We start from the raw sequence: 23,368 nt of genomic DNA on the forward strand, positions 1-23,368 counted from the left end.
CGGGCTAGGAGTTGAGCTCGGCGAGTACCCGCAGGGTGTGGGGATCGGGCGCGAGGACCAACAGATCGGTGACGGGCCCCTTCCGCCACAACTCCAGCCGCTCGGCGATGCGTTCACGCGGACCAACGAGGGAGATCTCGTCGGCGAAGGCGTCGGGCACGGCGAGCACGGCCTCCTGCCTGCGACCACTGAGGAACAGCTCCTGAATCCGCCGCGCCTCCGCCTCGTACCCCATGCGCCCCATGAGATCGGCATGGAAATTACGGGCCGCGTGACCCATCCCGCCGATGTAGAACCCGAGCATGGCCTTGACGGGCAGCAGCCCTTCGGACACGTCGTCACAGACCTGGACCCGGGCGAGAGGAGCGACGAGAAACCCCTTGGGCAGCTCGGCGACCGCCTCCCCGTACACCTCGGGCCGGGACGGCGCCCAGTACAACGGCAGCCAGCCGTCGGCGATGCGGGCGGTCTGGGCGACGTTCTTGGGACCTTCGGCGCCGAGGAGGATGGGAAGGTCGGGGCGGAGAGGATGGGTGATCGGCTTGAGCGCCTTGCCGATGCCGGTGGCGTCCGGGCCGCGGTACGGATGGGAGTGGAACCGCCCATCGAGCGCGACCGGCGCCTCGCGACGGAGCACTTGCCGTACGACATCGACGTACTCCCGCGTGGCGGTGAGCGGCGACTTGGGGAACGGCCGCCCGTACCACCCCTCCACCACCTGCGGCCCCGACAACCCCAGCCCCAGCATCATCCGCCCACCGGAGAGGTGGTCCAGGGTGAGGGCGTGCATGGCGGTGGTCGTGGGAGAACGGGCGGCCATCTGGGCAACGGCCGTGCCGAGTCTGATCGTCGAGGTCTGGGCCGCGATCCAGGTCAGCGGGGTGAAGACGTCGGAACCCCATGACTCGGCGGTCCACACCGAGTGGTAGCCGAGCCGCTCGGCTTCCTGGGCGAGCGGTACGTGATCCGGGGAGGGGCCACGCCCCCAGTAGCCGAGTGCGAGCCCGAGCCGCATGCCCTGCCTCCTCCATCTGACGGCGCGTCAGCTAAGAGGGTGACTGTACGACAACGGCCCCTCACCGGGAAGGGCGAGGGGCCGTTGGAGCGCTGGTCTGGTACTCAGCCGCGCTGAATACCGGAGGTGTCCTGCAGCACACCACGCCGGCCGTCCTGCGTCTGCGCGACCAGGGCGGCGCCGCGCTGCTCGACGGCCAGGTACCAGGTGCCGGGCGCCAGTTCGGCGATCGGGGTCGGCGAGCCGTCCTCCGCGAACAGCGGCCGCGGCACGGGCACGGCGAACCAGAAGGGCGAGAAGTCCGCGGCGGGCGCGGGAGCCGGCGCCTGCGGCTGCCCCCCACCGAAGGGCTGCCCCGGCTGCGGCTGCCCACCGTAGGGCTGCTGCGGCTGCTGAGCGCCCGGGTAGCCGTAGCCGCCGGGGGGTTGGGCGCCGTAGGGCTGGGGGGTGGCGGGCTTGGGGGCGGGGAGGAGTGCGGCCTTGAGGGCCGGGACCAGCGGGGTGGCGATGGCGGCGGCGGCCATGACCAGGGTGGCGATGAGGGCGAGGATCAGGCCGATGCCGGCACTGACGTCCGGACCGCCGCCACCGACGTTGTCCGTACCGCCGAGCGGGTCGAAGACGTTCCCGAGCGCGGCCCAGGCGGCGAAGACCGTGAACGCGGCGCCGAACTGGCCGAGGTCGAGGCCGGCCACCTTGGGGACCTGCGGCAGGCCATGGGAGACAACCACAAGCGCAGCGCCGATGATGCCCGCGAGGACGACCCCCATGAGGACGGGTCCGCTCTCCCAGGAGTTGGGGAATTCGGCGCTGTCAGGGGCCCCGTCGACCGAGTAGATGTCGAGGAAAGACGCGATGAACAGCAACACCGCTGCTCCGATCACCACGCCGTCGCCTCGAGTGAGGGAGCGGATATTCACTTCAGGTCCTTAGTCAGTCGTCTCATCATCGGCATCGCTGGAGGCGTCGCTGTCACCCTGTCGCCGTCAGGCCCCGGTGTGAAGCGCGGGGGTGGCCCCTCATCGTAGGGACGACCTTATCGTCCGACCGACGAGGCTGTCCGCCGGGATCAGCCCGTGGACCACTACCCCCGCAGGAAACTCACGATTCCCTCAGAGATCCCTTGCGCCGCCCGCTGCCGCCACGCGCCGCTGGTGAGCAGTGTCGCGTCCTCGCGGTCGCGCATGTTGCCGCACTCGATGAACACCTTGGGAACCGTTGACAGATTGAGACCGCCGAGGTCATTGCGCGTGACGAGGCCGGTGCCGTCGCCGACGTAGTTGGAGGGGGCGCTGCCCGTGGTGCGGACGAAGGAGCCGGCGATGCGCTCGCCGAGGTCGCGGGAGGGGGTGACGATGGGGCCGGTGTCGGCGGCGCCCTCGTTCACCTCGGCGGGGAGGATGACGTGGAAGCCGCGTTGGCCGGTGCCCGCGCCGTCGGCGTGGATGGAGACGACGGCGTCGGCCTTCGCCTTGTTGCCGATCTCGGCCCGCTCGTCGATACAGGGGCCCCACGACCGGTCGCCGTCCTGGGTGAACTTGACCGTGGCGCCCTGCTTCTCCAGCAGTGTGCGCACGCGGTGGGCGACGTCGAGTGTGAACTCGGCCTCTGTGTAGCCGTCGTTGGTGGAGGTGCCCGTCGTGTCGCACTCCTTCCAGTTCGTGCCGATGTTCACCTTGCGGTTGATTTCGGCCGTGTGCTGGAAGTTGTTCGGGTTGTGGCCCGGGTCGATGACGACGACCTTGCCCTTGAGGGGGTCGGAGGTAGGAGTGGGGCCCGGAGGCTTGTCATCGTTCGTGGAGGAAGCCGTCGGCGGCGGGCTCGACGGGGACGCCGACGACCGTACGGCCGCAGTACCGGAACCACCTCCGCCGGCGGGGCCGCCGCCCACCGCCTCGTACACCATCCATCCGAGCAGCGCCCCGGGCACGAGCGCGGCGGCGGCCACGGTCAGAGCGCGCGGGCGGCGGCCTCGGCGGGGCTGGTGGGGATCGAAGTCCGGACCTACGTACGACACGCCTGCCACCTTACGGGCCGACCACGGCGGTGGGCGGAAGGCGCGGTCGAGGCACGCGGAGTTCAGATGGCTGTCCCTGAGGAGCAGCTTCGGGATCTTGCCTGGTACAGGAATGCTGTGCCGATATGGCGCGGTGATGCGGTACATGCCGGAGGGAGAGCGCGGGACATGTCGATAAGCGCCGCCGAAGCCAGGAGGTCCCTGCTTCCGCTCATCGAGCGTGTCAACACCGATCACACCCCTGTCAGGATCAGCTCGAAGAGCGGCGATGCCGTGTTGATGTCCGCCGACGACTACGACGCCTGGCAGGAGACCGTCTACCTGCTGCGTTCCCCCGCCAATGCCCTACGCCTCATGGAGGCGGTCGCCCGCGACAAGGCGGGTGAGGTGGGAGTTGCGAAGTCGATGGATGAGCTCCGCGACCTTGCCGGAGAGCACGGAGAGTCACACGGCTGATCGGAGAGCCCGTTACCCCTACGGCTGAGACATGCGACTGGCGGGGTTAGTGCCCCGCCCCCGTTCGCCGCAGCACGCGCAGCGAGTCCGTGACCGAGATCTCGGTGAACGCCCCGGAGGCGAGGGCCCTCAGATAGACGCGGTACGGGGCCTGGCCCGTGAACTCGTCCTTCGGGTCCGGGAACACGTCGTGGATGACCAGCAGCCCGCCCTCGGCGACGTGCGGCGCCCAGCCCTCGTAGTCGGCGTTCGCGTGCTCGTCGGTGTGGCCGCCGTCGATGAAGACCAGGCCGAGGGGGGTGCCCCAGACCTTCGCCACCTGGGGGGAGCGGCCCACCAGGGCCACCACATGCTCCTCCAGGCCCGCCCTGTGCAGCGTGCGGCGGAACGTCGGCAGCGTGTCCATCAGGCCCAGCTCGGGATCGACCGTCTCCGGGTCGTGGTACTCCCACCCCGGCTGCTGCTCCTCGCTGCCGCGGTGGTGGTCGACCGTGAGGGCCGTCACCCCGGCCTCGCGGGCGGCGTCGGCGAGCAGGATGGTGGAGCGGCCGCAGTACGTGCCGACCTCCAGGAGGGGGAGTCCGAGACGGCCGGCCTCGACGGCCGCCGCGTACAGGGCCAGGCCCTCGCCCGTGGGCATGAAGCCCTTCGCCGCCTCGAACGCGGCCAGGATCTCGGGCTTGGGGGCCGGGGCCATGGGGGTCCCTCTCGGTCGTACGAGCGTGTGGGCGCCCATGGTGCACCACGCCCCCGTCGCCGGGGACGACGGGGGTGAGGTGAGCCGTGTGCGTCAGGCGGTGACCGTCTCCCCCGGCAGTGCCAGGTCCACGTCCACCGCGCTGTCGTCGCCCGCATGCGTCGCGGACGAGGCCAGCGGCGCGTGGCCGTCGGCGCGGGCGGCCAGGACGTAGGGGCCCTGGGCGGGGACGGTGAGGGCGTAGCTGCCGTCGGACGCGGAGAGGGTGGCGCCGGCCTGGCGGCCCCGGCGGTCGATCAGGGTGACCTTGGCGCGGGCCACCGGGGTGCCCTCGGCGTCCAGGACCCGGCCGCGGAAGCCGCGCAGGGCCTGCTCGGCGTGGGCCGGGTTCGCCTCCTCCGCGCTGCCGGCGCGCAACTGCGGGTGGGCGGCGGCCGGGCGCCGCTCCGGCAGGAGCAGGGCCATCAGCAGGCCGATCGCCACCGCGGCCGTCGCGATCAGGAAGGAGACGCGGAAGCCGTGCATCGTCGGGATCTCGACGCCGTTGACCGTGTTCGCGGTGTTCGCCAGCACCATGCCGATCACGGCGCTCGACACGGACGTACCGATGGAGCGCATCAGCGTGTTGAGGCCGTTCGCCGCGCCCGTCTCCGAGGCGGGGACCGCGCCGACGATCAGGGCGGGCAGGGAGGAGTAGGCCAGGCCGATGCCCGCGCCGAGGACCACCGAGATGACGAGGCTCTGCCAGGGGGCGGTCATCAGGCCGAGGCCGGCGCCGTAGCCGATCGCGATGATCAGCATGCCGAGGATGAGGGTCGTCTTGGGGCCGTACTTCGCGGACAGGCGGGCGTACACCGGCGCCGTGAACATCATCGTCAGCCCGAGCGGGGCGACCAGCAGGCCCGCTACGACCATCGACTGGCCGAGGCCGTAGCCGGTCTCCTTCGGCAGTTGGAGAAGCTGGGGGAGGACCAGGGAGACGACGTAGAACGAGACCCCGACCATGATCGAGGCGAGGTTGGTGAAGAGCACCGCCGGGCGGGCCGTGGTGCGCAGGTCGACCAGGGGCGCCTTGGTACGCAGCTCGTAGCCGCCCCAGACGACGAGGACGATGGCCGACGCGGCGAACATGCCGAGCGTGAGGCCCGACGTCCAGTCCCAGTCGCTGCCCTTGGTGATCGGCAGGAGGAAGAGGACCAGGCCGGCGGAGAGGCCGAGGGCGCCCAGTACGTCGAAGGTGCCTTCCGCGCGGACCTCGGACTCCGGTACGACGAGGAGGGTGAGGGCGATGGCGAGGGCGCCGAGGCCGGCGGCGCCGTAGAAGAGGGTGTGCCAGTCGGCGTGCTGGGCGACCAGGGCCGCGGCGGGCAGCGCGAGTCCGCCGCCGACGCCGATCGAGGAGCTCATCAGGGCCATCGCCGAGCCGAGCCGCTCGCGGGGCAGCATGTCGCGCATCAGGCCGATGCCGAGCGGGATCGCGCCCATGGCGAAGCCCTGGAGGGTACGGCCGACGATCATGGGGAGGAGGGTGCTGGTGAGGGCGCTGATCAGTGCGCCGATCACCATCACGGCCAGGCCGGCTATCAGCAGGCGCCGCTTGCCGTAGAGGTCGCCGAGGCGGCCCATGATCGGGGTGGCGACGGCGCCCGAGAGCAGGGTGGAGGTCAGGACCCAGGTGGCGTTGCTGGGCGCGGTGCTCAGCAATTGCGGCAGGTCCTTGATGACCGGGACGAGCAGGGTCTGCATCACCGCGACAACGATGCCCGCGAAGGCGAGGACCGGGACGACGGCGCCGGAGGTCGCTCTGCCGGTGGGCTGGTCGTTCGTCGTTCGTGTCATGTGTAGCTCGAACTCCGTCTGCCTGGGCAACTATTCCGATGCTTTGAGAAACTAACGGATCCTTGACCTTCTCTTGGCCTAATGAGGGAGGGAGGCGGCAGCGGGGCGGAGGCGCCGGGGCCGGGCGGGCCTAGGTCCTTCGTAGAGCCGGGACTGGGCCGAAATCCCGATGCCAGGAGTGTCGGGTCGTTGAGAGCATGACGTGCATGCTGGAAGCCGCCGACGTCACCCGCGCCCCTCGCCGTACCGCTCCTCCCACCTGGCTGGTGGTGGCGCTCGCGTGCGCGGGGCAGTTCCTGGTCGTGCTCGACGTGTCCGTCGTGAACGTGGCGCTGCCGTCGATGCGGGCCGGTCTCGGGCTGGACGCGCAGGGACTGCAGTGGGTGGTGAACGCGTACGCCATCGCCTTCGCCGGGTTCATGCTGCTGGGCGGGCGGGCCGGTGATCTGTACGGCCGTAAGCGGATGTTCCTCGTCGGGCTCGGCCTGTTCACCCTGGCCTCGCTGGGCGGCGGGCTGGCCCAGCAGGACTGGCAGCTGCTTCTCGCGCGGGCCGTGCAGGGACTGGGCGCGGCGGTGCTGGCGCCCTCGACGCTCACGATCCTGACGGCGGCGGTGCCGGAGGGGGCCGCCCGGGCGCGGGCGATAGGGACCTGGACCGCGGTCGGGGCCGGGGGCGGTGCCGCGGGCGGGCTGGTCGGCGGGGTGCTGGTGGACGTGCTGTCGTGGCGATGGGTCCTGCTGATCAACGTGCCGGTGGGGGCCGTGGTGCTGGCCGGTGCCGTGCTCTGGCTCGCGGAGAGCCGGGCCGGGGACCGGCGGCGGCTGGATCTGCCGGGGGCGGTGCTGGTGACGGTGGGGCTTGCGACCCTCGCCTACGGCATCTCGCAGACGGAGGCCGCGGGCTGGACGGCGACCGCCACGGTCGTGTCCCTGCTCGCAGGTCTGGCCATGCTCGGTGCCTTCCTCGCCGTGGAGGCGCGTACGGCGGCGCCGCTGATGCCGCTCGGGCTGCTCAGGGTGCGGGCGGTGGCGTCGGCGAACGTGGCGATGCTGCTGAGCGGGTTGGCGATGTTCTGCATGTGGTTCTTCATGACGCTGTATGCGCAGAACGTGCTCCACTACACCCCGCTGGAGGCCGGGCTGGCGCTGGTGCCGAGTTCGCTGGCCGTGATCGTGGGCTCCAAGCTCGCGCCGCGGCTCATGCGGCACATGGGGGAGCGGTATGTGGCGGTCACGGGGTCGCTGGTGGCGGCGGCCGGCTTCGGCTGGCAGTCGACACTGGGCGTGCAGGGCGCGTATCTGACGTCGATCATGGTGCCGGGCATCCTGATGATGCTGGGCGCGGGCCTGGCGGCGACGCCGCTCGCGGCACTGGCCACGTCCGGGGCGCGGCCGGGGGAGGCGGGACTGGTCTCCGGGCTGGTCAACACCTCGCGCACGATGGGCGGTTCCCTGGGGCTCGCGGTCATGTCGACGATCGCGGCGGCGCGTTCGGGGGGCAGCGGGGCGCCGCAGGCGCTGACCGACGGGTACGCGCTGGTGTTCCGTACGTCGACGGGGGTGCTGCTGGCGGGGGCGGTGCTGATGCTGGTGTGGCTGCCGAGGAGGCCTGCCGCGGGCTCCTCGCCGGTCTCTTCCGCCTCTTCCAGCTCTTCCACCTCTTCCGCGAATTCTTCTGGGAGCTGAGGCAACGATCCGGGTGGTCCATGGACTCCTTTGAATATCTAGGGAGGTGCCCATGGGGGATCGCAAGGCGGCTCGGGACACGGAGTTCCAGAGCTTTGTCATCGGCCGCTGGCCGCGGCTGCTGCGGACGGCATTTCTCCTCACGGGGGAACAGCACGCCGCGGAGGACCTGGTCCAGTCGACGCTCGAACAGGTCTATGTGGCCTGGCGCAGGGTCGGCTCGGCCGACGACCCGGAGGCCTATGTGCGGCGCGTGATGATCAACGCGCACGCACGCAAACACCGCAGAAGGCTCAGGGAGTTCCTGGCGCCCAAGGACGACTCGGGCCTGGCCCGCGAGGTGCCGGACACCGGCGACCGCATCGCCCAGGCCGACGACCGCGACGCCCTGCTGGCGGCGCTGGCCCAACTGCCGCCCCGGCAGCGGGAGGCGGTGGTCCTGCGGTACTGGGAGGACCTGACCGAGACACAGACGGCGGAGGCGATGGGCTGCTCCGTCGGCGCGGTCAAGAGCAACGCGGCCAAGGGGATCGCGAAACTGCGCGCCATACCGGGACTGGCCGAGTCGGTGACGCAGGGAGGGCGGAAGTGATGAGCGCGGACCGGGAGAGGAACGACGACATGGCGAACAGGGACATCGCCCGCCTGCTGTCCGAGGCCGCGGACGAGGTCGAGATCGGTATAGCCCCCTACGACGCGGTGCTCCGCGGCGGCCGCCGCCGCAAGGCCCGCCGCTGGGCCGTGGCGACGGCGACGGCCCTGGTGCTGGTGGGCTCGGCGGGCTCGCTGGCCGTGGCGGGGCTGCCGAGCGGGGACGGGGCCGACCGGGGACCGGCGGTGGCGACACAACCGACGCAGGCGATGCCGCCGGGGCTGCTCAAGCCCTGGTCGACAGTCCTCGCCGTGGGAACCGAGAAAGGCAGGAAGTGGACCGTCACGGTGGACGTGTGGGCGCCGCCGCGTGACAAGGCGCAGGCACAGGCCCAGTGGAAGGCGATGGCCGAGAGCTGGATGACGCCCACGGGCATCAGCAGGGCATCCGAACTGGTCGGCAAGAGCACCTATGTCGTTCAGCAGAGCATCGGGGCCGAAACCCGGGAGGCCCTGGAGAACACCGTTCTCGCCACGGAGACCTTGTCGGGCACGGACGTCCAGGCCGGCGCCTTCCCCCTGGAGCCCGGCTCCGGCGGCCCGCAGCGCATGGTGATCGGCCAGGTCGCCAAGACCGCCCAGGAGGTCACGTGCACGTGGCGGGACGGCACGACGACCGTCGTCCCGCGCCTGGCGGAAGGCGAGTTCGCCGCTCTCAACGACGCTCCGGTGATCCGCCCGGCGCAGGGCTCGCCGGTGAACTGGTTCGTGTGCCTGGCGCCGGAGGGCAGGACGTACAAGTCGGTGGAGGTGACCAAGTGACGGCACGGGGAGGGCCGGCCCCGCAGGACCTACAGCCACCCCTGCCGGCGGGCCTCCCGCAGCGCCTCCATCCGGTTGCGGGCGCCGGTCTTGCCGATGGCGGAGGAGAGGTAGTTGCGGACGGTGGACTCGGAGAGGTGCAGCTTGGTGGCGATGTCGGCGACCGTCGCGCCCTCGGTCGAGGCGTTGAGGACGTCGCGTTCGCGGGCGGTGAGAGGGTTGGGGCCGGCGCTCAGTGCGGCCGCGGCGAGCGCGGGGTCGATCACCGTCTCACCGGTCAGCACACGGCGGACGGCGACGGCGAGTTCCTCCACGGGACCGTCCTTGACCAGGAAGCCGACGGCGCCCGCCTCCATGGCCCGGCGCAGATAGCCGGGGCGGCCGAAGGTCGTCAGGATCAGCACCCGGCAGTCGGGCACCTGGTCGCGCAGCTCGACGGCGGCGTCGAGCCCGCTCAGGCCCGGGAGCTCGATGTCGAGAAGGGCGACGTCGGGGCGGTGGGTGAGAGCGGCGTCCACGATGGCGTCCCCGGCCGACACCTGCGCCACGACCTCGATGTCCGGTTCCATCCCGAGCAGTAAAGCGAGTGCTCCGCGCATCATGCCCTGGTCCTCGGCGAGCAGAACCCGAATGGACTTGGCGGGCCGATGATCCCGCGGCATCTCGTTCACGGGCCAAGAGTAGGTCGCTCGGGGGGTCGGCGCCCCCGCTCGGCGCCCCCGAGGCCGCCCCGCCTCCAACACGGATCCCCACTCCACCCGCCCGGCCCCCAGCCCTACCCCACCGCCAACGGAACCGCCTCAGCCACCAACCCCCTCGACTCCACCGGCAATTCCGCAGTGACCACGAACCCGTTGCGCGGCCCCGGCCCCGCGGTCAACGTGCCCCCGGCCGCGGTCAGCCGTTCCGCCAGCCCTTTCAGTCCCGTACCTCCGACACCCTCCGTCTTGCCGGCCGGCTTGCCCCCGTCATCCGTCACCGTCAGCCGCACCCGTTCCCCGCTGCCCGACACGACGATCTCGCAGTGCCCGGCGCCGCTGTGCCGGACGACGTTCGTCACCGCTTCCCGCACCACCCAGCCGAGCAACGCCTCGGTCTGCGGGACGAGCGGTGGGCCCAAGCGGCGTACCGCGGGCTCGATGCCGGCCGCACGCAGTGCCGAGACCGCGCGGTCGAGCTCGGTGCTCAGGCTGCCCCGCCGGTACCCGGTCACCGCCTCGCGGATCTCCGTGAGGGCCTGGCGGCCGACCGCCTCGATGTCGTTGAGCTGCGCCTGCGCCGCCTCGACGTCCCCGGCGGCCAGCCGCCGCGCCGCCTCCGACTTCACCACGATCACCGAGAGGGTGTGACCGAGCAGATCGTGCAGATCGCGGGAGAAACGCAGACGTTCCTGCTCGACCGCGCGCCGGGCCAGTTCCTCGCGGGCCGCGCGCAGTTCCCGTACCGCCTCCGACAGGGACAGGATCGCCGCCGTCACCATCGTGGAGATCCAGGTGGCGTACGCGATGTCGAGGCCGCCCCAGCCGTCGTGGGCGACGGAGACGGCACCGGCCAGCACGCCCACGACCAGACCGGCCCGGCGCAGGTGCGGCGCCCGTACGGCCGCGCCGGTGGCCAGGCCGAGCAAGGGGAAGAACAGCAGCCAGTTGTCGCCGTACGCCAATGCCAGCGCGCAGGTGACCAGGCCCATCAGCGCCAGCGCCACCCGGGTCGAGGCCGCCTCCCGCTTCTCCTTCACGAAGGAGCGGAACGCCACATAGATGTAGAGGGAGTTGAAGGTCAGCAGGCCGAGCCCGCCGATCCACGGGTCCGGGGTCTCCTTCTGGAAGAGGTTGGAGAAGGCGCCCATGCCCATCAGCAGCCAGGGCAGCAAGCTGTAGCCGTTGGGGCTCCGCTCGTCCCGGAAGGTCTCGCACGAGCTCGTGCGGGTCTTGCGCAGCCAGGCCATGCCCTGCCCCCTGTCAGGTGAGAACCGATGACATGACGGTACGGACCCGCGCCGAGTCGCGGCAGAGGCGGTTGTACGCGGTACGGCAGTACAAATGTCACGGGCCCGGGGCCGGATGCGGCCGACTACAGGCAGAGCTGACACGGCGTCAGGAGTCTTCACAAGTGCAGTGCGCTCGGCTATACAGAGGGCGCCGGACTGGAACGCGTTCTAGCACGGCCCGTGACGACCTCGGTGCGGCCGACGGTGCGGACGGCCGTACCGGGGTCTTGTACTCCACCGTAGGAGCCGTATGCCCATCGACGCAGCCAAGGCCCTCGCCGCCGAGCCCCGGTCCGGTGAGATCTCCTGGGACTCCAAGGATGTCCAGCTCTACCACCTCGGCATCGGCGCCGGCGCCAATCCCGACAAGGACAGCCCCGCCACCGACCCCGACGAACTGCGCTACACCCTGGAGTCCCGGCTGCACGTCCTGCCCAGCTTCGCCACCGTCGCGGGCTCCGGCTCACCCGGCGTGATCAGCGGACTGTCCATGCCGGGCATCGAGGTGGACCTCGCCCGCGTCCTGCACGGCGGCCAGCGCCTCACCGTGCACCGCCCCATCCCGGCCTCCGGCACGGCCACCGCGACCAACCGGATCGCCGCGCTGTACGACAAGGGCAAGGCGGCCGTCCTCGTGCTGCGCACCGAGGTCGCCGACGCCGAGGGACCGCTGTGGACCAACGACGCCCAGATCTTCATCCGCGGGGAGGGCGGCTGGGGCGGCGAGCGGGGCCCTTCCGCCCGCCTCGAACCTCCCGTCGGCGAGCCCACCCGGACCGTCGAGCGGCCCATCCGCGAGGACCAGGCCCTGCTCTACCGACTCTCCGGCGACTGGAACCCGCTGCACGCCGACCCCGAGTTCGCCAAGGTCGCCGGCTTCGAGCGGCCCATCCTGCACGGGCTGTGCACCTACGGCGTGACCCTGAAGGCGGTCGTCGACACGCTGCTCGGCGGGGATGTGACCCGGGTGCGGTCGTACGACACCCGGTTCGCCGGGGTCATGTACCCGGGGGAGACCCTGCGCATCCGCATGTGGCCCGGCGAGGGGGCCGTACGGGTCGCCGTGAGCGCGGTCGAGCGGGACGACGCACCCGTCCTCGCCGACACCGTCGTCGAAGTCGTCGAACACTCCTGACATCCGCATGACCTGAGGGGAGCCGCACCATGCGCGCAGCCGTCCTGCACGAGATCGGCCAGGACAAACTGGAGGTCCTCGACGACTTCGAGGCGGTGGGCTTCGGCCCCGGCAAGGTGAGGGTCCGGGTGCGGGCCACCGGGCTGTGCCACTCGGACCTGTCCGCGATGAACGGCGTACTGCCCCAGCCCGCCCCCTTCGTACCCGGGCACGAGGGCGCCGGGGAGATCCTGGAGGTCGGGGAGGGCGTACGGAACCTGAAGCCGGGTGACCGGGTCGTGCTGTGCTGGCTGCCCGCCTGCGGTGCCTGCCCCGCCTGTAAACGCGGCCAGACCGAGCTGTGCCTGGCCGGGTTCATGAACGCCGGCACCCCCAACTTCAAGCGCCCCGGCGGCAGCCCTTCCGACGTATTCGGCTTCGCGGGCACCGGCACCTTCACCGAGGAGGTCGTGGTCGAGGCGGGCTGCGCGGTGCCCATCCCCGACGACGTGCCCTTCGACATCGCCGCCCTCATCGGCTGCGGGGTGACGACCGGGCTCGGCGCCGCGCTCAACACGGCTGACCTGGAGGCCGGTTCGTCCGTCGCCGTCATCGGCTGCGGGGGCGTCGGCATCTCCGCGATCCAGGGCGCCCGGCTCAAGGGCGCCGCCGAGATCGTCGCCGTCGACCCCGTCGCCTCCCGCCGCGAGGCCGCGCTGCAGTTCGGCGCCACCAAGGCCGTCTCACCGGACGAACTGGCCGACGCCAAGCAGCAGATCACCGCCGGCGAGGGCTTCGACTACGTCTTCGAGGTCGTCGGCAAGTCCGCCACCGCCCGCACCGCCTACGAGACCACCCGGCGCGGCGGCACCCTCGTCGTGGTCGGCGCGGGCGCCATGGACGACTTCCTCCAGCTCAACATGTTCGAGCTGTTCTTCGACGAGAAGCGCATCCTGCCGTCCATGTACGGCGGCGGCGACGTGCTGCGCTCCTACGAGCGCACGATCACGCTCTGGCGCGCGGGCCGTATCGACCTGGCCGGCCTGATCACCCACCGGGTGCCGCTGGCCGAGATCAACGAGGCCCTGGACCAGATGCGCACCGGGACCGCCCTGCGTACCTGCATCGAGATCTGAGGACGGTGCGGATGTCATTGCCACTGCCACTTGAAGGGCTGTCGGCCGTCGTCACCGGCGCCGGGCGCGGCCTGGGCCGGGCCGAGGCGCTGGAGCTGGCCCGGCTCGGTGCCGCGGTCGTCGTCAACGACTTCGGCCAGGCCGGTCGGGACGGCTCCGGGGCCGCGTCGGCCGCGCCCGCCGAGGAGGTCGCCGCCGAGATCCGCGCGGCGGGCGGCCGGGCGCTCGCCCACACCGGGGACGTCGCCGACTTCCAGCAGGCCGGTGAGCTGGTCGAGTCGGCGATCGGTGCGTTCGGGAAGCTGGACATCCTGGTCAACAACGCGGGCATCCTGCGCGACCGCATGGTCTTCTCCATGTCGGAGGCGGAGTGGGACTCGGTGATCCGGGTCCACCTCAAGGGACATTTCAACACCACCCGGTACGCCGCCGCGCACTGGCGCGAGCGCTCGAAGGCGGCGGGGGGAGCGGTGTACGGGCGGATCGTGAACACCTCGTCCGAGGCGTTCCTCGCCGGATCCGCCGGGCAGCCCAACTACGCGGCGGCCAAGGGCGGCATCGTCGGCCTCACCACCTCCACCGCCCTCGCCCTCGCCAAGTACGGTGTCACCGCCAACGCCATCTGCCCGCGCGCCCGGACCCGTATGACCGAGGACGTCTTCGCGTGCCTGGAGCAACCGGCGGACGGCCTCGACCCGCTCGCCCCCGAGCACGTCGCCTCGCTCGTCGGCTACCTGGCCTCACCGGCCGCCGCCCGGATCAACGGCCAGTTGCTCGTCGTCCACGGCGGCATGGTCGCGGTCGTCGAACGGCCCCGGGTGGCCGCCAAGTTCGACAGCAAGCAGGAGGCCTTCACCTACGACGAGCTGGACGCCGTACTCGGACCGCACTACGCGGACCGGCCGGCGGGGGAGACGTTCGCGGCGGCGGAGGTCCTGGGGCTGAAGAGGGGCTGAAGAGGGGGGAAAACGGGAACGGCCCCGCTCCCCGAGGGGAACAGGGCCGTACGCCGTTGCTCGAGCGCGGCGTCAGGCTGCCGTCTCGGTCTCCTCGACCGGCTTGCGGTGACGGCCGCGAGGGGCCGACTCGCTGTCGTGGGCCGAGACCGGGCCCCGGTGCCTGCCGTGGCCGGAGGCCTCCTGAACGTCGTGAACGTCGGCCGGCCCCGGCTGGGTCGTGCTGGCGTTGCTCATCGGTAAAGCTCACCCCGTCAACATGATCTTTCTAACAGCCCGGTGAGTTTAACCGGCCGACCACGGGCCGGATCCAGGCAGCCACGCCAACCGCCACTACTTCGTTACAAGACCGCCCAACGGGGCTTGCTGCAATGGCACGGGGCGGGTCGGTGCGGGGGCCGACGGGGGCTTTGTGGGTGCCTCGTCGTGTTGTTGGGGCTGTGCGGCGCCGTCGTGGCTTGTCGCGCAGTTCCCCGCGCCCCTATGGGGCGCTTCCGTGTCCGGCGTTTCCCAGCGCGCCACTCCACAAGGCACCGCCCCCGTCGCGTACGGCAGTTGCAGCACCCCATCCCGCGTCCACCACCCGGCACCCGTCAACCACCCCTGAGGCGCCGGAAGTTGGCGCACCTGGCGTTCGGCGGGCCGCCACACCCCGACCCAGGTGCCGACCGGACCGTCGACGCGCAGCGCCACCCCGCAGCTCTCCGGCGTCAGCACCTGCCCCGGCTGGATCGCGAACGGCGTCACCGTGCACTCCGTCATGCGCAGGCACTCCGGGAACCGCACCGGCAGCGTGCTGCCCAGCACGCCCCAGCCCAATCGTTCCTGCCCCGGCGAGGGGGCGTCCGAGCCGATCAGCAGCAGCCCGCTGTCCGGGTCGGCGAGCAGTACCCGGTCGTCGCTGTCGTCCGCGATCTGCAGTAGCGGCGACACCTCGCCGCCCCGTGCCAGATCGACCACGACGGCCTTCGTACGGCCCGCGGACTCCCGGTCCAGGGCCAGCATCCGCCCCTCCCGGTCCAGCCACACCCCGCCCGAGCAGCGCCCCGGGATCTCCGCCAGCCGCTCCGGCCCGAAAGCGCCCCCCGCCACCAGCCACACCGCGCTGGAGCGCCGGCCCACCGCGAGGGCGTAGGCCCGCTCCCCGCCCGGCGCCGGCGGCAGCATCCGCAGCCGGGTCCCCTCCGCCGGGCACGGGACCGCGCCCAGCAGCAGCTCGCCCGTGCCGGGCCCGGTCGGATACAGCAGCGAGAAGACGTGCCGTCCGTCGGTGGGGCGGCGGATGAGGACCCGCCCGTCGCCCATCGGCTGCACCTCGGTGCCGGGCTCCTCCGGCTGATGGGCGGGCAGCGGCACGGCGTAGGGCTCGGGGCCGTCCAGGGTCCAGCGCTCCGGGAACCAGCAGTCGCCGTCCAGCGCGAGGCGTGCGGCGTAGGAACCGTCCGCCGTGATGGTGCAGTCCGCCCGGGGCGCGTCGCCGTCCTCGTGCTCCGCGGTGGGTTCGATCGCACAGGCCGTCATGGTCCGGTCACCTCCGGTCACGACGCTAGTTTTCGCACGCACAGGCGTGGGACCGGCGGCATCCGCTTCACACAAAGGGGTGGCCGAGGAACGATTCGCCTGAGGAAGCGGGGGTGGTTGTGTTGAGCGGGGCCGGGTGGTTGCGCTGAGCGGGGCCGGGTGGTTGCGCTGAGTGGGGCGGGGTGTGCTCCGGGCCCGAACCGGTGCCGATCCCGCTGCCCCGGCGCCGGTACAGCCGTACGGGGCCGCCAGGTAGCCTGTCCTCGTGCCACGTCTGTCTGAAGTCATCGCCGCGCTGGAGAACCTGTGGCCCGCCGAGCGGGCCGAGTCCTGGGACGCGGTCGGCACCGTCGTGGGCGACCCCGGTCAGGAGGTCTCGCGGGTCCTGTTCGCCGTCGATCCGGTCCAGGAGATCGTGGACGAGGCGGTGAAGCTGGACGCCGACCTGCTCGTCACCCACCACCCCCTCTATCTGCGCGGGACGACGACGGTCGCGGCCTCCACCTTCAAGGGCCGCGTCGTGCACACCCTGATCAAGAACGACATCGCGCTGCACGTGGCCCACACCAACGCGGACACGGCGGACCCGGGCGTGAGCGACGCCCTGGCCGGCGCGCTGGACCTTCGCGTCGTACGGCCGCTGGTGCCGGACCCGGCAGACCCCGACGGCCGCCGGGGCCTGGGCCGTATCTGCGAGCTCGACCACCCTCTGACCGTCCGTGAGCTGGCCCGGAAGGCCGCCGAACGCCTCCCCGCCACCGCGCAGGGCATCCGCGTGGCCGGCGACCCCGAGGCGGTCGTACGGACGATCGCCGTGAGCGGCGGCAGCGGCGACAGCCTCTTCGACCAGGTCCGGGCGGCCGGCGTCGACGCGTTCCTCACGGCCGACCTGCGCCACCACCCGGCGTCGGAGGCCGTACTGCACAGTCCTCTCGCGCTGCTCGACGCGGCGCACTGGGCCACCGAATGGCCCTGGTGCGAGCTGGCCGCAGCCCAGCTCGACGAGATCTCCGACCGGGAGGGATGGAACCTTCGCGTCCATGTCTCCGCCACGGTCACCGACCCCTGGACCGCCCACGCGGCATCCGCCCGCCCGTCGCCCACCACCGCCCTTCCAACGAGCGCTTCGCGCGCCCCTTCGTCTTCTAGCACCACGGGAGCCCCCAACTGAACGCCGCGCCGGCCGACCAGATCCGACTCCTCGACGTCCAGGCCCTCGACGTCCGCCTCCAGCAGCTCGCGCACAAGCGGAAGTCGCTGCCCGAGCACGCCGAGATCGAGTCGCTGACCAAGGACCACACCCAGCTGCGCGACCTGCTCGTGGCCGCGCAGACCGAGGAGAGCGACTGCGCCCGCGAGCAGACCAAGGCCGAGCAGGACGTGGACCAGGTGCGCCAGCGCGCCGCCCGCGACCAGCAGCGCCTGGACTCCGGCGCCGTCACCTCCCCGAAGGACCTGGAGAACCTCCAGCACGAGATCGCCTCCCTGGCCAAGCGGCAGGGCGACCTCGAGGACGTCGTCCTGGAGGTCATGGAGCGCCGCGAGTCCGCGCAGGAGCGGGTCGCCGAGCTGACCGAGCGGGTCGGTGCCGTCCAGGGCAAGGTCGACGACGCGACCGCCCGCCGGGACGCCTCCTTCGAGGAGATCGACGGCGAGGTGGCCACGGTCACCAAGGAGCGCGAGGTCGTGGCCGGGGCGGTCCCGGCGGACCTGCTCAAGCTCTACGACAAGCTGCGCGAGCAGCAGGGCGGGATCGGCGCGGCCAAGCTGTACCAGCGCACCTGCCAGGGCTGCCGCCAGGAACTGTCGATCACGGACATCAACGAGATCCGCGCGGCCGCGGCGGACACGGTGGTGCGGTGCGAGAACTGCCGCCGGATCCTGGTGCGCACGGCCGAGTCGGGCCTGTAAGGGGCGTCTGGGGTGCGGGAGTTCATCGTCGAGGCCGACGGCGGGTCACGGGGCAACCCCGGGCCCGCGGGCTACGGTGCGGTCGTCATCGACGCGGCCACGGGTCAGACGCTGGCCGAGGTGGCCGAGTACATCGGCGTCGCCACGAACAACGTCGCCGAGTACCGGGGCCTGGTGGCGGGCCTGCGCGCCGCGCACGAACTCGACCCGACGGCCGTCGTCCACGTCCGTATGGACTCCAAGCTGGTCATCGAGCAGATGACGGGCCGCTGGAAGATCAAGCACCCCGACATGAAGCCGCTGGCGGCGCAGGCGGCACAGGTCTTCCCGCCGCTTCGGGTGACGTACGAGTGGATCCCCCGCGAGCAGAACAAGCACGCGGACAAGCTGGCCAACGAGGCGATGGACGCCGGCAGGCGCGGGGAGCAGTGGTCGGCGGCGGCCTCCACGGCGGAGTCGGCGGCGGCCGACGCGAAGGCCGGGGCCGATGTCCGGGCCGCGCGTACCGTGGCCACGCCCTCGACCGGCTGGGGCTCCGCCGACATGGGGGCGCCGGCCACCTTCGTGCTGCTGCGGCACGGGGAGACGCCCCTCACCCCCGAGAAGCGGTTCTCCGGCAGTGGCGGTACGGATCCGTCCCTCTCCGACGTCGGCCGTGAGCAGGCCGAGCGGGTCGGCGCCGCCCTCGCCCGGCGCGGCACCATCCAGGCGATCGTGGCCTCGCCGCTCGCCCGTACCCGGGAGACCGCCGGGATCGTCGCCGCCCGCCTCGGCCTGGACGTGGCCATCGACGACGGCCTGCGCGAGACCGACTTCGGCGCCTGGGAGGGCCTCACCTTCGGCGAGGTCCGCGAGCGCTACCCCGACGACCTCACCACCTGGCTCGCCGACCCCGAGGCCCGCCCCACCGGCGACGGCGAGAGCTTCGTCGCCACCGCCACCCGGATCGCCGCCACCCGCGACAAGCTGATCGCCGCCCACGCGGGCCGCACGGTCCTCCTCGTCACCCACGTCACCCCGATCAAGACGCTCGTACGCCTCGCCCTGGGCGCCCCGCCCGAGTCCCTGTTCCGCATGGAACTCTCGGCGGCCTCCCTCTCGGTGGTGGCGTACTACGCCGACGGCAACGTGAGCGTACGGCTCCTCAACGACACCTCACACCTGCGCTGAGCCCCGCAGCTCTGCGGCCTCGCGGGCCAGCGCCTCGACGCGCCCCCAGTCGCGGGCGCCGATCGCGTCCCGCGGGAGCATCCAACTGCCGCCCACGCAGCCGACGTTGGGCAGGGCGAGGTAGTCCGGCGCGGTGGCCGGTCCGATCCCGCCCGTCGGACAGAACCGGGCCTGCGGCAACGGCCCGTACAGCGACCTGAGATACGCCGTGCCGCCCGCGGCCTCGGCCGGGAAGAACTTCATCTCCCGCACCCCGCGCTCCAGCAGCGCCACCACCTCGGACGTGGTGGACACCCCCGGCAGAAACGGCACCCCCGACGCCCGCATGGCATCCAGCAGTACGTCCGTCCAGCCCGGGCTCACCAGGAAACGCGCCCCCGCCGCGACCGCCTCCGTCACCTGCTCCGGCGTGATCACCGTGCCCGCCCCGACCACCACGTCCGGCACCGCGTCCGCGATCGCCCCGATGGCTTCCAGCGCGGCCGGCGTCCGCAGCGTCACCTCGATGGCGGGCAGCCCGCCGGAGACGAGGGCCCGGGCCAGCGGTACGGCGTCGGAGGGGTCGTCGACCACGACCACGGGGACGACGGGCGCGAGATCCAGGACTGAGGTCATGGCCTCATCGTGCCGAGCACGAGCATTCTATGCAAAGGGCATTGCGCAGAATGCAATAGCTGCTAGTGGACCTCCGTCACCAGCACATCCAGCGTCCACGCCTTCCCGGCCTTCCCGGGCGCGTCCACCTCCACCTCGTACCCGAGATCCCGCAACGCCTCCACCAGCTCCGCCGGCCCCTTCGGCGCGGCCCCCGCCGTCAGCAGGCTGCGCACGATCCGCCCCTTCGTCGCCTTGTTGAAGTGGCTGACGACCTTCCGGGTAGGCGCGTGCAGCACCCGTACCGTCGCCGTCCGCCCGGCCACCTCGCCCTTCGGCTTCCACGCCGCCGCATACGCCGACGACCGCAGGTCCAGCACCAGCCCGTCCCCGGCCGCCTCCGGCAGCACCTCCGCCATCGGCGCCCGCCAGTGCGCGCCGAGCGCCCCGAGGCCGGGCAGCTTCACGCCCATCGAGCATCGGTAGGAGGGGATGCGGTCGTTGACCCGCACGGCCCCCCACAGCCCCGAGAACACGAGCAGCGAGCGCGCCGCCCGCCGCTTCGCCGCGGCGTCGAGCGAGGCCAGGTCGAGCGCGTCGTACAGCACCCCGGTGTAGATCTCCCCGGCCGGCCGCGCGCCCGCGGTCCGCAGCCCGGCGTTCTTCGCGACCTCGCCGCGCAGCCCCTCGCTGAGCCCGAGCACGTCCCGCGCCTTGTCCTCGTCGGCAGCGCACAGCTCGACGAGTTCGCTCAGCACGGCCTCACGCGCCTCGCTCAGCCCCGGCAGGGACAGCGCTTCCGGCTTCAGCGGCGCACCCCGCCCGGACGAGGCCTTGCCTTCGGACGGCGGCAGCAGGACAAGCACACGTACTCCTCGGGTTTCTCGGATCGCACCCCGCCACAGGGTACGGCGTGCCACCCGGCGGCCCTCGCCCTACGCTCGACTCATGCCCCGCCGCCACATCCGGGTGACCGGCGCCCCCGAGGCCCCGCTTCGGGCCGCCCTCACCGCGCTGCGCACCGAACTCGGCGTCGCCGGAAGCTTCCCGCCCGAGGCGCTGGCGGAGGCCGAGCGGGCCGCGACCCTCCCGTCGTACGACTCGCACGACTCATACGACGCCACCGACATCCCCTTCTTCACCCTCGACCCTCCCGCCTCCACCGACCTCGACCAGGCGATGCACCTCTCCCGGCAGGGCACCGGCTACCGCGTCCGGTACGCCATCGCCGACGTCGCCGCCTTCGTCGTACCGTCGGGCGCGCTCGACCGGGAGGCCCACCGGCGGGTGACCACCCTCTACTTCCCGGACCTGCGGATCCCGCTGCACCCCGAGTCGCTGAGCGAGGGCGCGGCGAGTCTGCTCCCGGACCGGGACCGCCCCGCCGTCCTGTGGACGATCGACCTCGACGAGGAGGGCCGTACGCTCGCCGTCGACGTCCGCCGGGCCCTGGTCCGCAGCCGGGCCAAGCTGGACTACGCGCGCGTGCAGAGGGAGATCGACGCAGGCACCGCCGAGGAACCGCTGGCGCTGCTCAAGGAGATCGGGGAGCTGCGGGAACGGCAGGAGGTGGAGCGGGGCGGGATCTCGCTGAGCGTGCCCGAGCAGGAGATCATCGAGCGCGACCACGCACACGGCCACGCATACGAACTCGCCTACCGCGCCCCGTACCCCGCCGACGGCTGGAACGCCCAGATCTCCCTGCTGACCGGTATCGCCGCGGCCGACCTGATGCTGGCCGGCGGCACCGGCGTCCTGCGCACCCTCCCCACCGCCCCGGACGGCGCGGTGGGCCGCCTGCGCCGTACCGCACACGCCCTGCACATCGACTGGCCGCACCACATCTCGTACGCCTCGCTGGTCCGTTCCCTCGACCCCCGCAGCCCGCAGCACGCGGCGTTCCTCCAGGAGTGCACGACGCTGTTGCGCGGCGCCGGCTACACGGTCTTCCGGGACGGGAACCTGCCGGGAATCGCGACGCACTCCGCGGTCGCCGCCCCCTACACCCACTGCACGGCCCCCTTGCGCCGCCTGGCCGACCGGTACGCCTCCGAGATCTGCCTCGCGACCGCCGCCGGCCGGCCGGTGCCCGACTGGGTCCTGACCGCCCTCGACACGCTGCCCGCCCGGATGGCCGAGGGCACCCGGCGCGCGGGCACGGTCGAGCGGGAGTGCGTCGACATCGTGGAGGCGGCGTTGCTGAAGGACCGGGTGGGGGAGGAGTTCGACGGCTGGGTGGTGGACGTGCAGGAGCGTCGACCCGCCGTCGGAACCGTGCAGTTGGAGTCCCCGGCGGTCATCGGCCGGATCGAGGGAGCCGACCCGCTTCCCCTCGGGGAACGGCTCAGGGTCCGCCTCACACAGGCGTCGTGGCAGGCGGCTCCGGGCGCGGCGAAGGTGCGCTTCGCGCCTGCGTGAGGGCTCGTACCAGGTGGTGGGCATCGTCGGCGTGCAAGCGCACCAGTTGGACGTCGCGCCGTCGGCCCAGGAAGGTGAAGTGGGCGACGGGCTCGGTGAGCTCGATGGTGACGGAGGTCTGTGCGCCGACGGCCAGGTTCAGTTCGCCGTCGGCCCGCTCATGGGTGGTGCGCAGCTCGCGCCGCACCTGGGCGATCTTCTCCAGCGGTATGCGCAGATCGACCTGCGCGGCACGCCGGACGCGCAGGCAGTCGCCGTCCAGCACGTGCGGCCGTACGACGGAGGCCGCGTGCATCCCGGCGACGAGCACGAGGGTGTACACGTCCAGCATGAGCACCACGCGGTGCACGGCGGGGTGGTTCCGCAGCAGCACGGCCATCATGACCGCCTCGATCACACACACGAACCCGAACCCGAACATCATCGCGCCCTGCCCGCGGGCGTACCCGAAGGCGGTGCCGGTACGCGTCCCGTGCTCTCGCCGGGCGATCCACAGCCCCAGGCTGGCGAGCAGCCGCAGCTCGTGGCGGGCGAGGACGAGTGGGGCCCGCATCACGGCCCGTCCCCGTCCGGCTCGGTGAGGATGCGCAGGGTGCGGCGGATGGCCTCCGCCTGGGCCGGGGCGAAGTCGGCGTAGAAGGCGCGCAGGAAGCTGTCGGTGGGGGTCCCCCCGCTCGAGCGAAGCCGAGAGTGGGGGAGGTCGATGTCCCCCCACCCCTCCGGGAGCAGGTCGCGGGGCAGGCAGTCGGCGAGGGCACGGGCGGCCTCGTCGACGCGTGGGTCGTCGGGTGCGGCGTCGACGAGGTCGTCGAGGAGGGCGTAGGCGGCCATGGCGCGCTCCGCACCGCCGGGCGCGGCCAGCGCGCCGCCCATGATCCCCATGAGCCGTTCCCGGTCCTCCGGGGAGGCCGTGGTCTCGATCAGGGCGAGCACCTCGCGGTCCTTGGCGGCCATGGGGGAGTCGGAGACGACGTGCGCCATGTCCCGGAAGAGGGCGGCGAGCCGGGGCGACACCGGCCCCTCCGCCGGCAGCCCGCCCTCCGTCTCCAGCAAGGCCCGCAGCCGCGCCCGCCGCTCCCGGAGGGCGGCTTCCTGCCGGGCAAGATCCTGATCAAGCTCGGTCAGCACCTCGACAAGGTCCTTCCCGGCATCCTCGGCGAGCACGTCCCGCACCTCCGCGAGCCCCAGCCCCAGCTCGGTCAGCCGCCGGATCCGCGCGAGCACGACGGCATGCCGCAAGGTGTAGTCCCGATAGCCGTTCGACCGCCGCTCCGGCTCGGGCAGCAGCCCCTGATGGTGGTAGTGCCGCACGGTCCGCGTGGTGACACCGACGACGGCGGCGAGTTCTCCGATCCGCATGGGATCAGTAGAGACGTTGACGTTGCGGCAGGGTCAAGCGGGCGGCTCCGGCGGACTCTCGTACAGGTGACGTG

Annotated in this window: 24 protein-coding genes; 11 read left to right on the forward strand and 13 right to left on the reverse strand. The window is 72.2% G+C overall.

Going from position 1 to position 23,368, the window contains the following annotated elements; genetic code table 11:
* Positions 1-4: 4 nt before the first annotated feature.
* The 3 genes from ACP4J3_RS12630 to ACP4J3_RS12640 form a co-directional block, all read right to left on the reverse strand.
* Positions 5-1,015, reverse strand: a complete 1,011-nt coding sequence (locus ACP4J3_RS12630) for an LLM class F420-dependent oxidoreductase (protein ID WP_426533493.1) — start codon at positions 1,013-1,015, stop codon at positions 5-7.
* Between the two features lie 104 nt (positions 1,016-1,119).
* A complete protein-coding gene (locus ACP4J3_RS12635) occupies positions 1,120-1,935 on the reverse strand; it encodes a DUF5336 domain-containing protein (RefSeq protein ID WP_426533495.1) in 816 nt (271 codons plus the stop codon).
* Between the two features lie 164 nt (positions 1,936-2,099).
* A complete protein-coding gene (locus tag ACP4J3_RS12640) occupies positions 2,100-3,032 on the reverse strand; it encodes an N-acetylmuramoyl-L-alanine amidase (protein ID WP_426533497.1) in 933 nt (310 codons plus the stop codon).
* Between the two features lie 168 nt (positions 3,033-3,200).
* On the opposite strand from ACP4J3_RS12640, the gene ACP4J3_RS12645 reads away from it, so the two are divergent.
* Positions 3,201-3,488: a type II toxin-antitoxin system Phd/YefM family antitoxin gene (locus tag ACP4J3_RS12645; RefSeq protein ID WP_426533643.1), complete on the forward strand. Its 288-nt coding sequence runs from the start codon at positions 3,201-3,203 to the stop codon at positions 3,486-3,488.
* 46 nt (positions 3,489-3,534) lie between these two features.
* Here ACP4J3_RS12645 and ACP4J3_RS12650 read toward each other — a convergent pair whose 3' ends face one another.
* Positions 3,535-4,185, reverse strand: coding sequence for a class I SAM-dependent methyltransferase (locus ACP4J3_RS12650; RefSeq protein ID WP_426533499.1), 651 nt, complete (start codon positions 4,183-4,185; stop codon positions 3,535-3,537).
* Positions 4,186-4,278: 93 nt separating this feature from the next.
* Positions 4,279-6,024, reverse strand: coding sequence for an MFS transporter (locus ACP4J3_RS12655; protein ID WP_426533501.1), 1,746 nt, complete (start codon positions 6,022-6,024; stop codon positions 4,279-4,281).
* Between the two features lie 206 nt (positions 6,025-6,230).
* Between ACP4J3_RS12655 and ACP4J3_RS12660 the strand changes: the two genes are divergently transcribed.
* Genes ACP4J3_RS12660 through ACP4J3_RS12670 form a run of 3 tightly spaced genes read left to right on the forward strand, consistent with a single transcriptional unit; the run spans position 6,231 to position 9,125 of the window.
* A complete protein-coding gene (locus tag ACP4J3_RS12660) occupies positions 6,231-7,712 on the forward strand; it encodes an MFS transporter (protein WP_426533503.1) in 1,482 nt (493 codons plus the stop codon).
* Positions 7,713-7,764: 52 nt separating this feature from the next.
* On the forward strand, positions 7,765-8,304 hold the full coding sequence (locus tag ACP4J3_RS12665) for a SigE family RNA polymerase sigma factor (protein WP_426533505.1): 540 nt from the start codon (positions 7,765-7,767) through the stop codon (positions 8,302-8,304).
* Between the two features lie 29 nt (positions 8,305-8,333).
* Entirely contained in the window at positions 8,334-9,125 is a 792-nt protein-coding gene (locus ACP4J3_RS12670) for a hypothetical protein (RefSeq protein WP_426533507.1), read from the forward strand.
* Between the two features lie 29 nt (positions 9,126-9,154).
* On the opposite strand, the gene ACP4J3_RS12675 is transcribed toward ACP4J3_RS12670, so the two are convergent.
* Together ACP4J3_RS12675 and ACP4J3_RS12680 are read right to left on the reverse strand one after the other, a co-directional pair.
* Positions 9,155-9,787: a response regulator gene (locus tag ACP4J3_RS12675; protein WP_426533645.1), complete on the reverse strand. Its 633-nt coding sequence runs from the start codon at positions 9,785-9,787 to the stop codon at positions 9,155-9,157.
* Between the two features lie 113 nt (positions 9,788-9,900).
* Complete coding sequence (locus ACP4J3_RS12680; protein WP_426533509.1) at positions 9,901-11,073, reverse strand: sensor histidine kinase; 1,173 nt, start codon at positions 11,071-11,073, stop codon at positions 9,901-9,903.
* A 292-nt stretch (positions 11,074-11,365) separates the two neighbouring features.
* On the opposite strand from ACP4J3_RS12680, the gene ACP4J3_RS12685 reads away from it, so the two are divergent.
* The 3 genes from ACP4J3_RS12685 to ACP4J3_RS12695 are packed head-to-tail and all read left to right on the forward strand — an operon-like array spanning position 11,366 to position 14,321.
* On the forward strand, positions 11,366-12,250 hold the full coding sequence (locus ACP4J3_RS12685; protein ID WP_426533511.1) for a MaoC/PaaZ C-terminal domain-containing protein: 885 nt from the start codon (positions 11,366-11,368) through the stop codon (positions 12,248-12,250).
* 29 nt (positions 12,251-12,279) lie between these two features.
* Entirely contained in the window at positions 12,280-13,365 is a 1,086-nt protein-coding gene (locus ACP4J3_RS12690) for a Zn-dependent alcohol dehydrogenase (protein ID WP_426533513.1), read from the forward strand.
* 11 nt (positions 13,366-13,376) lie between these two features.
* Positions 13,377-14,321: a 3-oxoacyl-ACP reductase gene (locus tag ACP4J3_RS12695; protein WP_426533515.1), complete on the forward strand. Its 945-nt coding sequence runs from the start codon at positions 13,377-13,379 to the stop codon at positions 14,319-14,321.
* A gap of 72 nt (positions 14,322-14,393) precedes the next feature.
* Here the strand turns inward: ACP4J3_RS12695 and ACP4J3_RS12700 are convergent, their stop codons facing one another.
* Both ACP4J3_RS12700 and ACP4J3_RS12705 read right to left on the reverse strand, forming a co-directional pair.
* Positions 14,394-14,558, reverse strand: a complete 165-nt coding sequence (locus tag ACP4J3_RS12700; protein ID WP_426533517.1) for a hypothetical protein — start codon at positions 14,556-14,558, stop codon at positions 14,394-14,396.
* Positions 14,559-14,654: 96 nt separating this feature from the next.
* A complete protein-coding gene (locus ACP4J3_RS12705; RefSeq protein WP_426533519.1) occupies positions 14,655-15,842 on the reverse strand; it encodes a hypothetical protein in 1,188 nt (395 codons plus the stop codon).
* A 265-nt stretch (positions 15,843-16,107) separates the two neighbouring features.
* Between ACP4J3_RS12705 and ACP4J3_RS12710 the strand changes: the two genes are divergently transcribed.
* The 3 genes from ACP4J3_RS12710 to ACP4J3_RS12720 are packed head-to-tail and all read left to right on the forward strand — an operon-like array spanning position 16,108 to position 18,923.
* Positions 16,108-17,013, forward strand: coding sequence for a Nif3-like dinuclear metal center hexameric protein (locus ACP4J3_RS12710; RefSeq protein WP_426533521.1), 906 nt, complete (start codon positions 16,108-16,110; stop codon positions 17,011-17,013).
* The gene (locus tag ACP4J3_RS12715; RefSeq protein WP_426533647.1) at positions 17,010-17,753 is read left to right on the forward strand and encodes a zinc ribbon domain-containing protein; all 744 of its coding nucleotides are present in this window, start codon (positions 17,010-17,012) and stop codon (positions 17,751-17,753) included. The genes ACP4J3_RS12710 and ACP4J3_RS12715 overlap by 4 nt, the downstream gene beginning before the upstream one ends.
* A 12-nt stretch (positions 17,754-17,765) precedes the next feature.
* Positions 17,766-18,923 (forward strand): bifunctional RNase H/acid phosphatase, encoded by a 1,158-nt coding sequence (locus tag ACP4J3_RS12720; RefSeq protein WP_426533523.1) that lies wholly within the window; start codon positions 17,766-17,768, stop codon positions 18,921-18,923.
* Here the strand turns inward: ACP4J3_RS12720 and eda are convergent.
* Together eda and yaaA are read right to left on the reverse strand one after the other, a co-directional pair.
* On the reverse strand, positions 18,909-19,538 hold the full coding sequence (gene eda, locus ACP4J3_RS12725; RefSeq protein ID WP_426533525.1) for a bifunctional 4-hydroxy-2-oxoglutarate aldolase/2-dehydro-3-deoxy-phosphogluconate aldolase: 630 nt from the start codon (positions 19,536-19,538) through the stop codon (positions 18,909-18,911). The genes ACP4J3_RS12720 and eda overlap by 15 nt on opposite strands.
* Positions 19,539-19,600: 62 nt before the next feature.
* The gene (yaaA, locus tag ACP4J3_RS12730) at positions 19,601-20,383 is read right to left on the reverse strand and encodes a peroxide stress protein YaaA (RefSeq protein ID WP_426533527.1); all 783 of its coding nucleotides are present in this window, start codon (positions 20,381-20,383) and stop codon (positions 19,601-19,603) included.
* 82 nt (positions 20,384-20,465) lie between these two features.
* On the opposite strand from yaaA, the gene ACP4J3_RS12735 reads away from it, so the two are divergent.
* A complete protein-coding gene (locus ACP4J3_RS12735; RefSeq protein WP_426533529.1) occupies positions 20,466-21,935 on the forward strand; it encodes an RNB domain-containing ribonuclease in 1,470 nt (489 codons plus the stop codon).
* On the opposite strand, the gene ACP4J3_RS12740 is transcribed toward ACP4J3_RS12735, so the two are convergent.
* Both ACP4J3_RS12740 and ACP4J3_RS12745 read right to left on the reverse strand, forming a co-directional pair.
* Positions 21,874-22,488 (reverse strand): hypothetical protein, encoded by a 615-nt coding sequence (locus tag ACP4J3_RS12740; RefSeq protein ID WP_426533531.1) that lies wholly within the window; start codon positions 22,486-22,488, stop codon positions 21,874-21,876. The genes ACP4J3_RS12735 and ACP4J3_RS12740 overlap by 62 nt on opposite strands.
* A complete protein-coding gene (locus ACP4J3_RS12745) occupies positions 22,488-23,294 on the reverse strand; it encodes a MerR family transcriptional regulator (RefSeq protein ID WP_426533533.1) in 807 nt (268 codons plus the stop codon). Before ACP4J3_RS12745 ends, ACP4J3_RS12740 begins: the two co-directional genes overlap by 1 nt.
* Positions 23,295-23,368: the final 74 nt, after the last annotated feature.

Source organism: Streptomyces sp. UG1 (assembly GCF_049974585.1).
GTDB lineage: Bacteria > Actinomycetota > Actinomycetes > Streptomycetales > Streptomycetaceae > Streptomyces.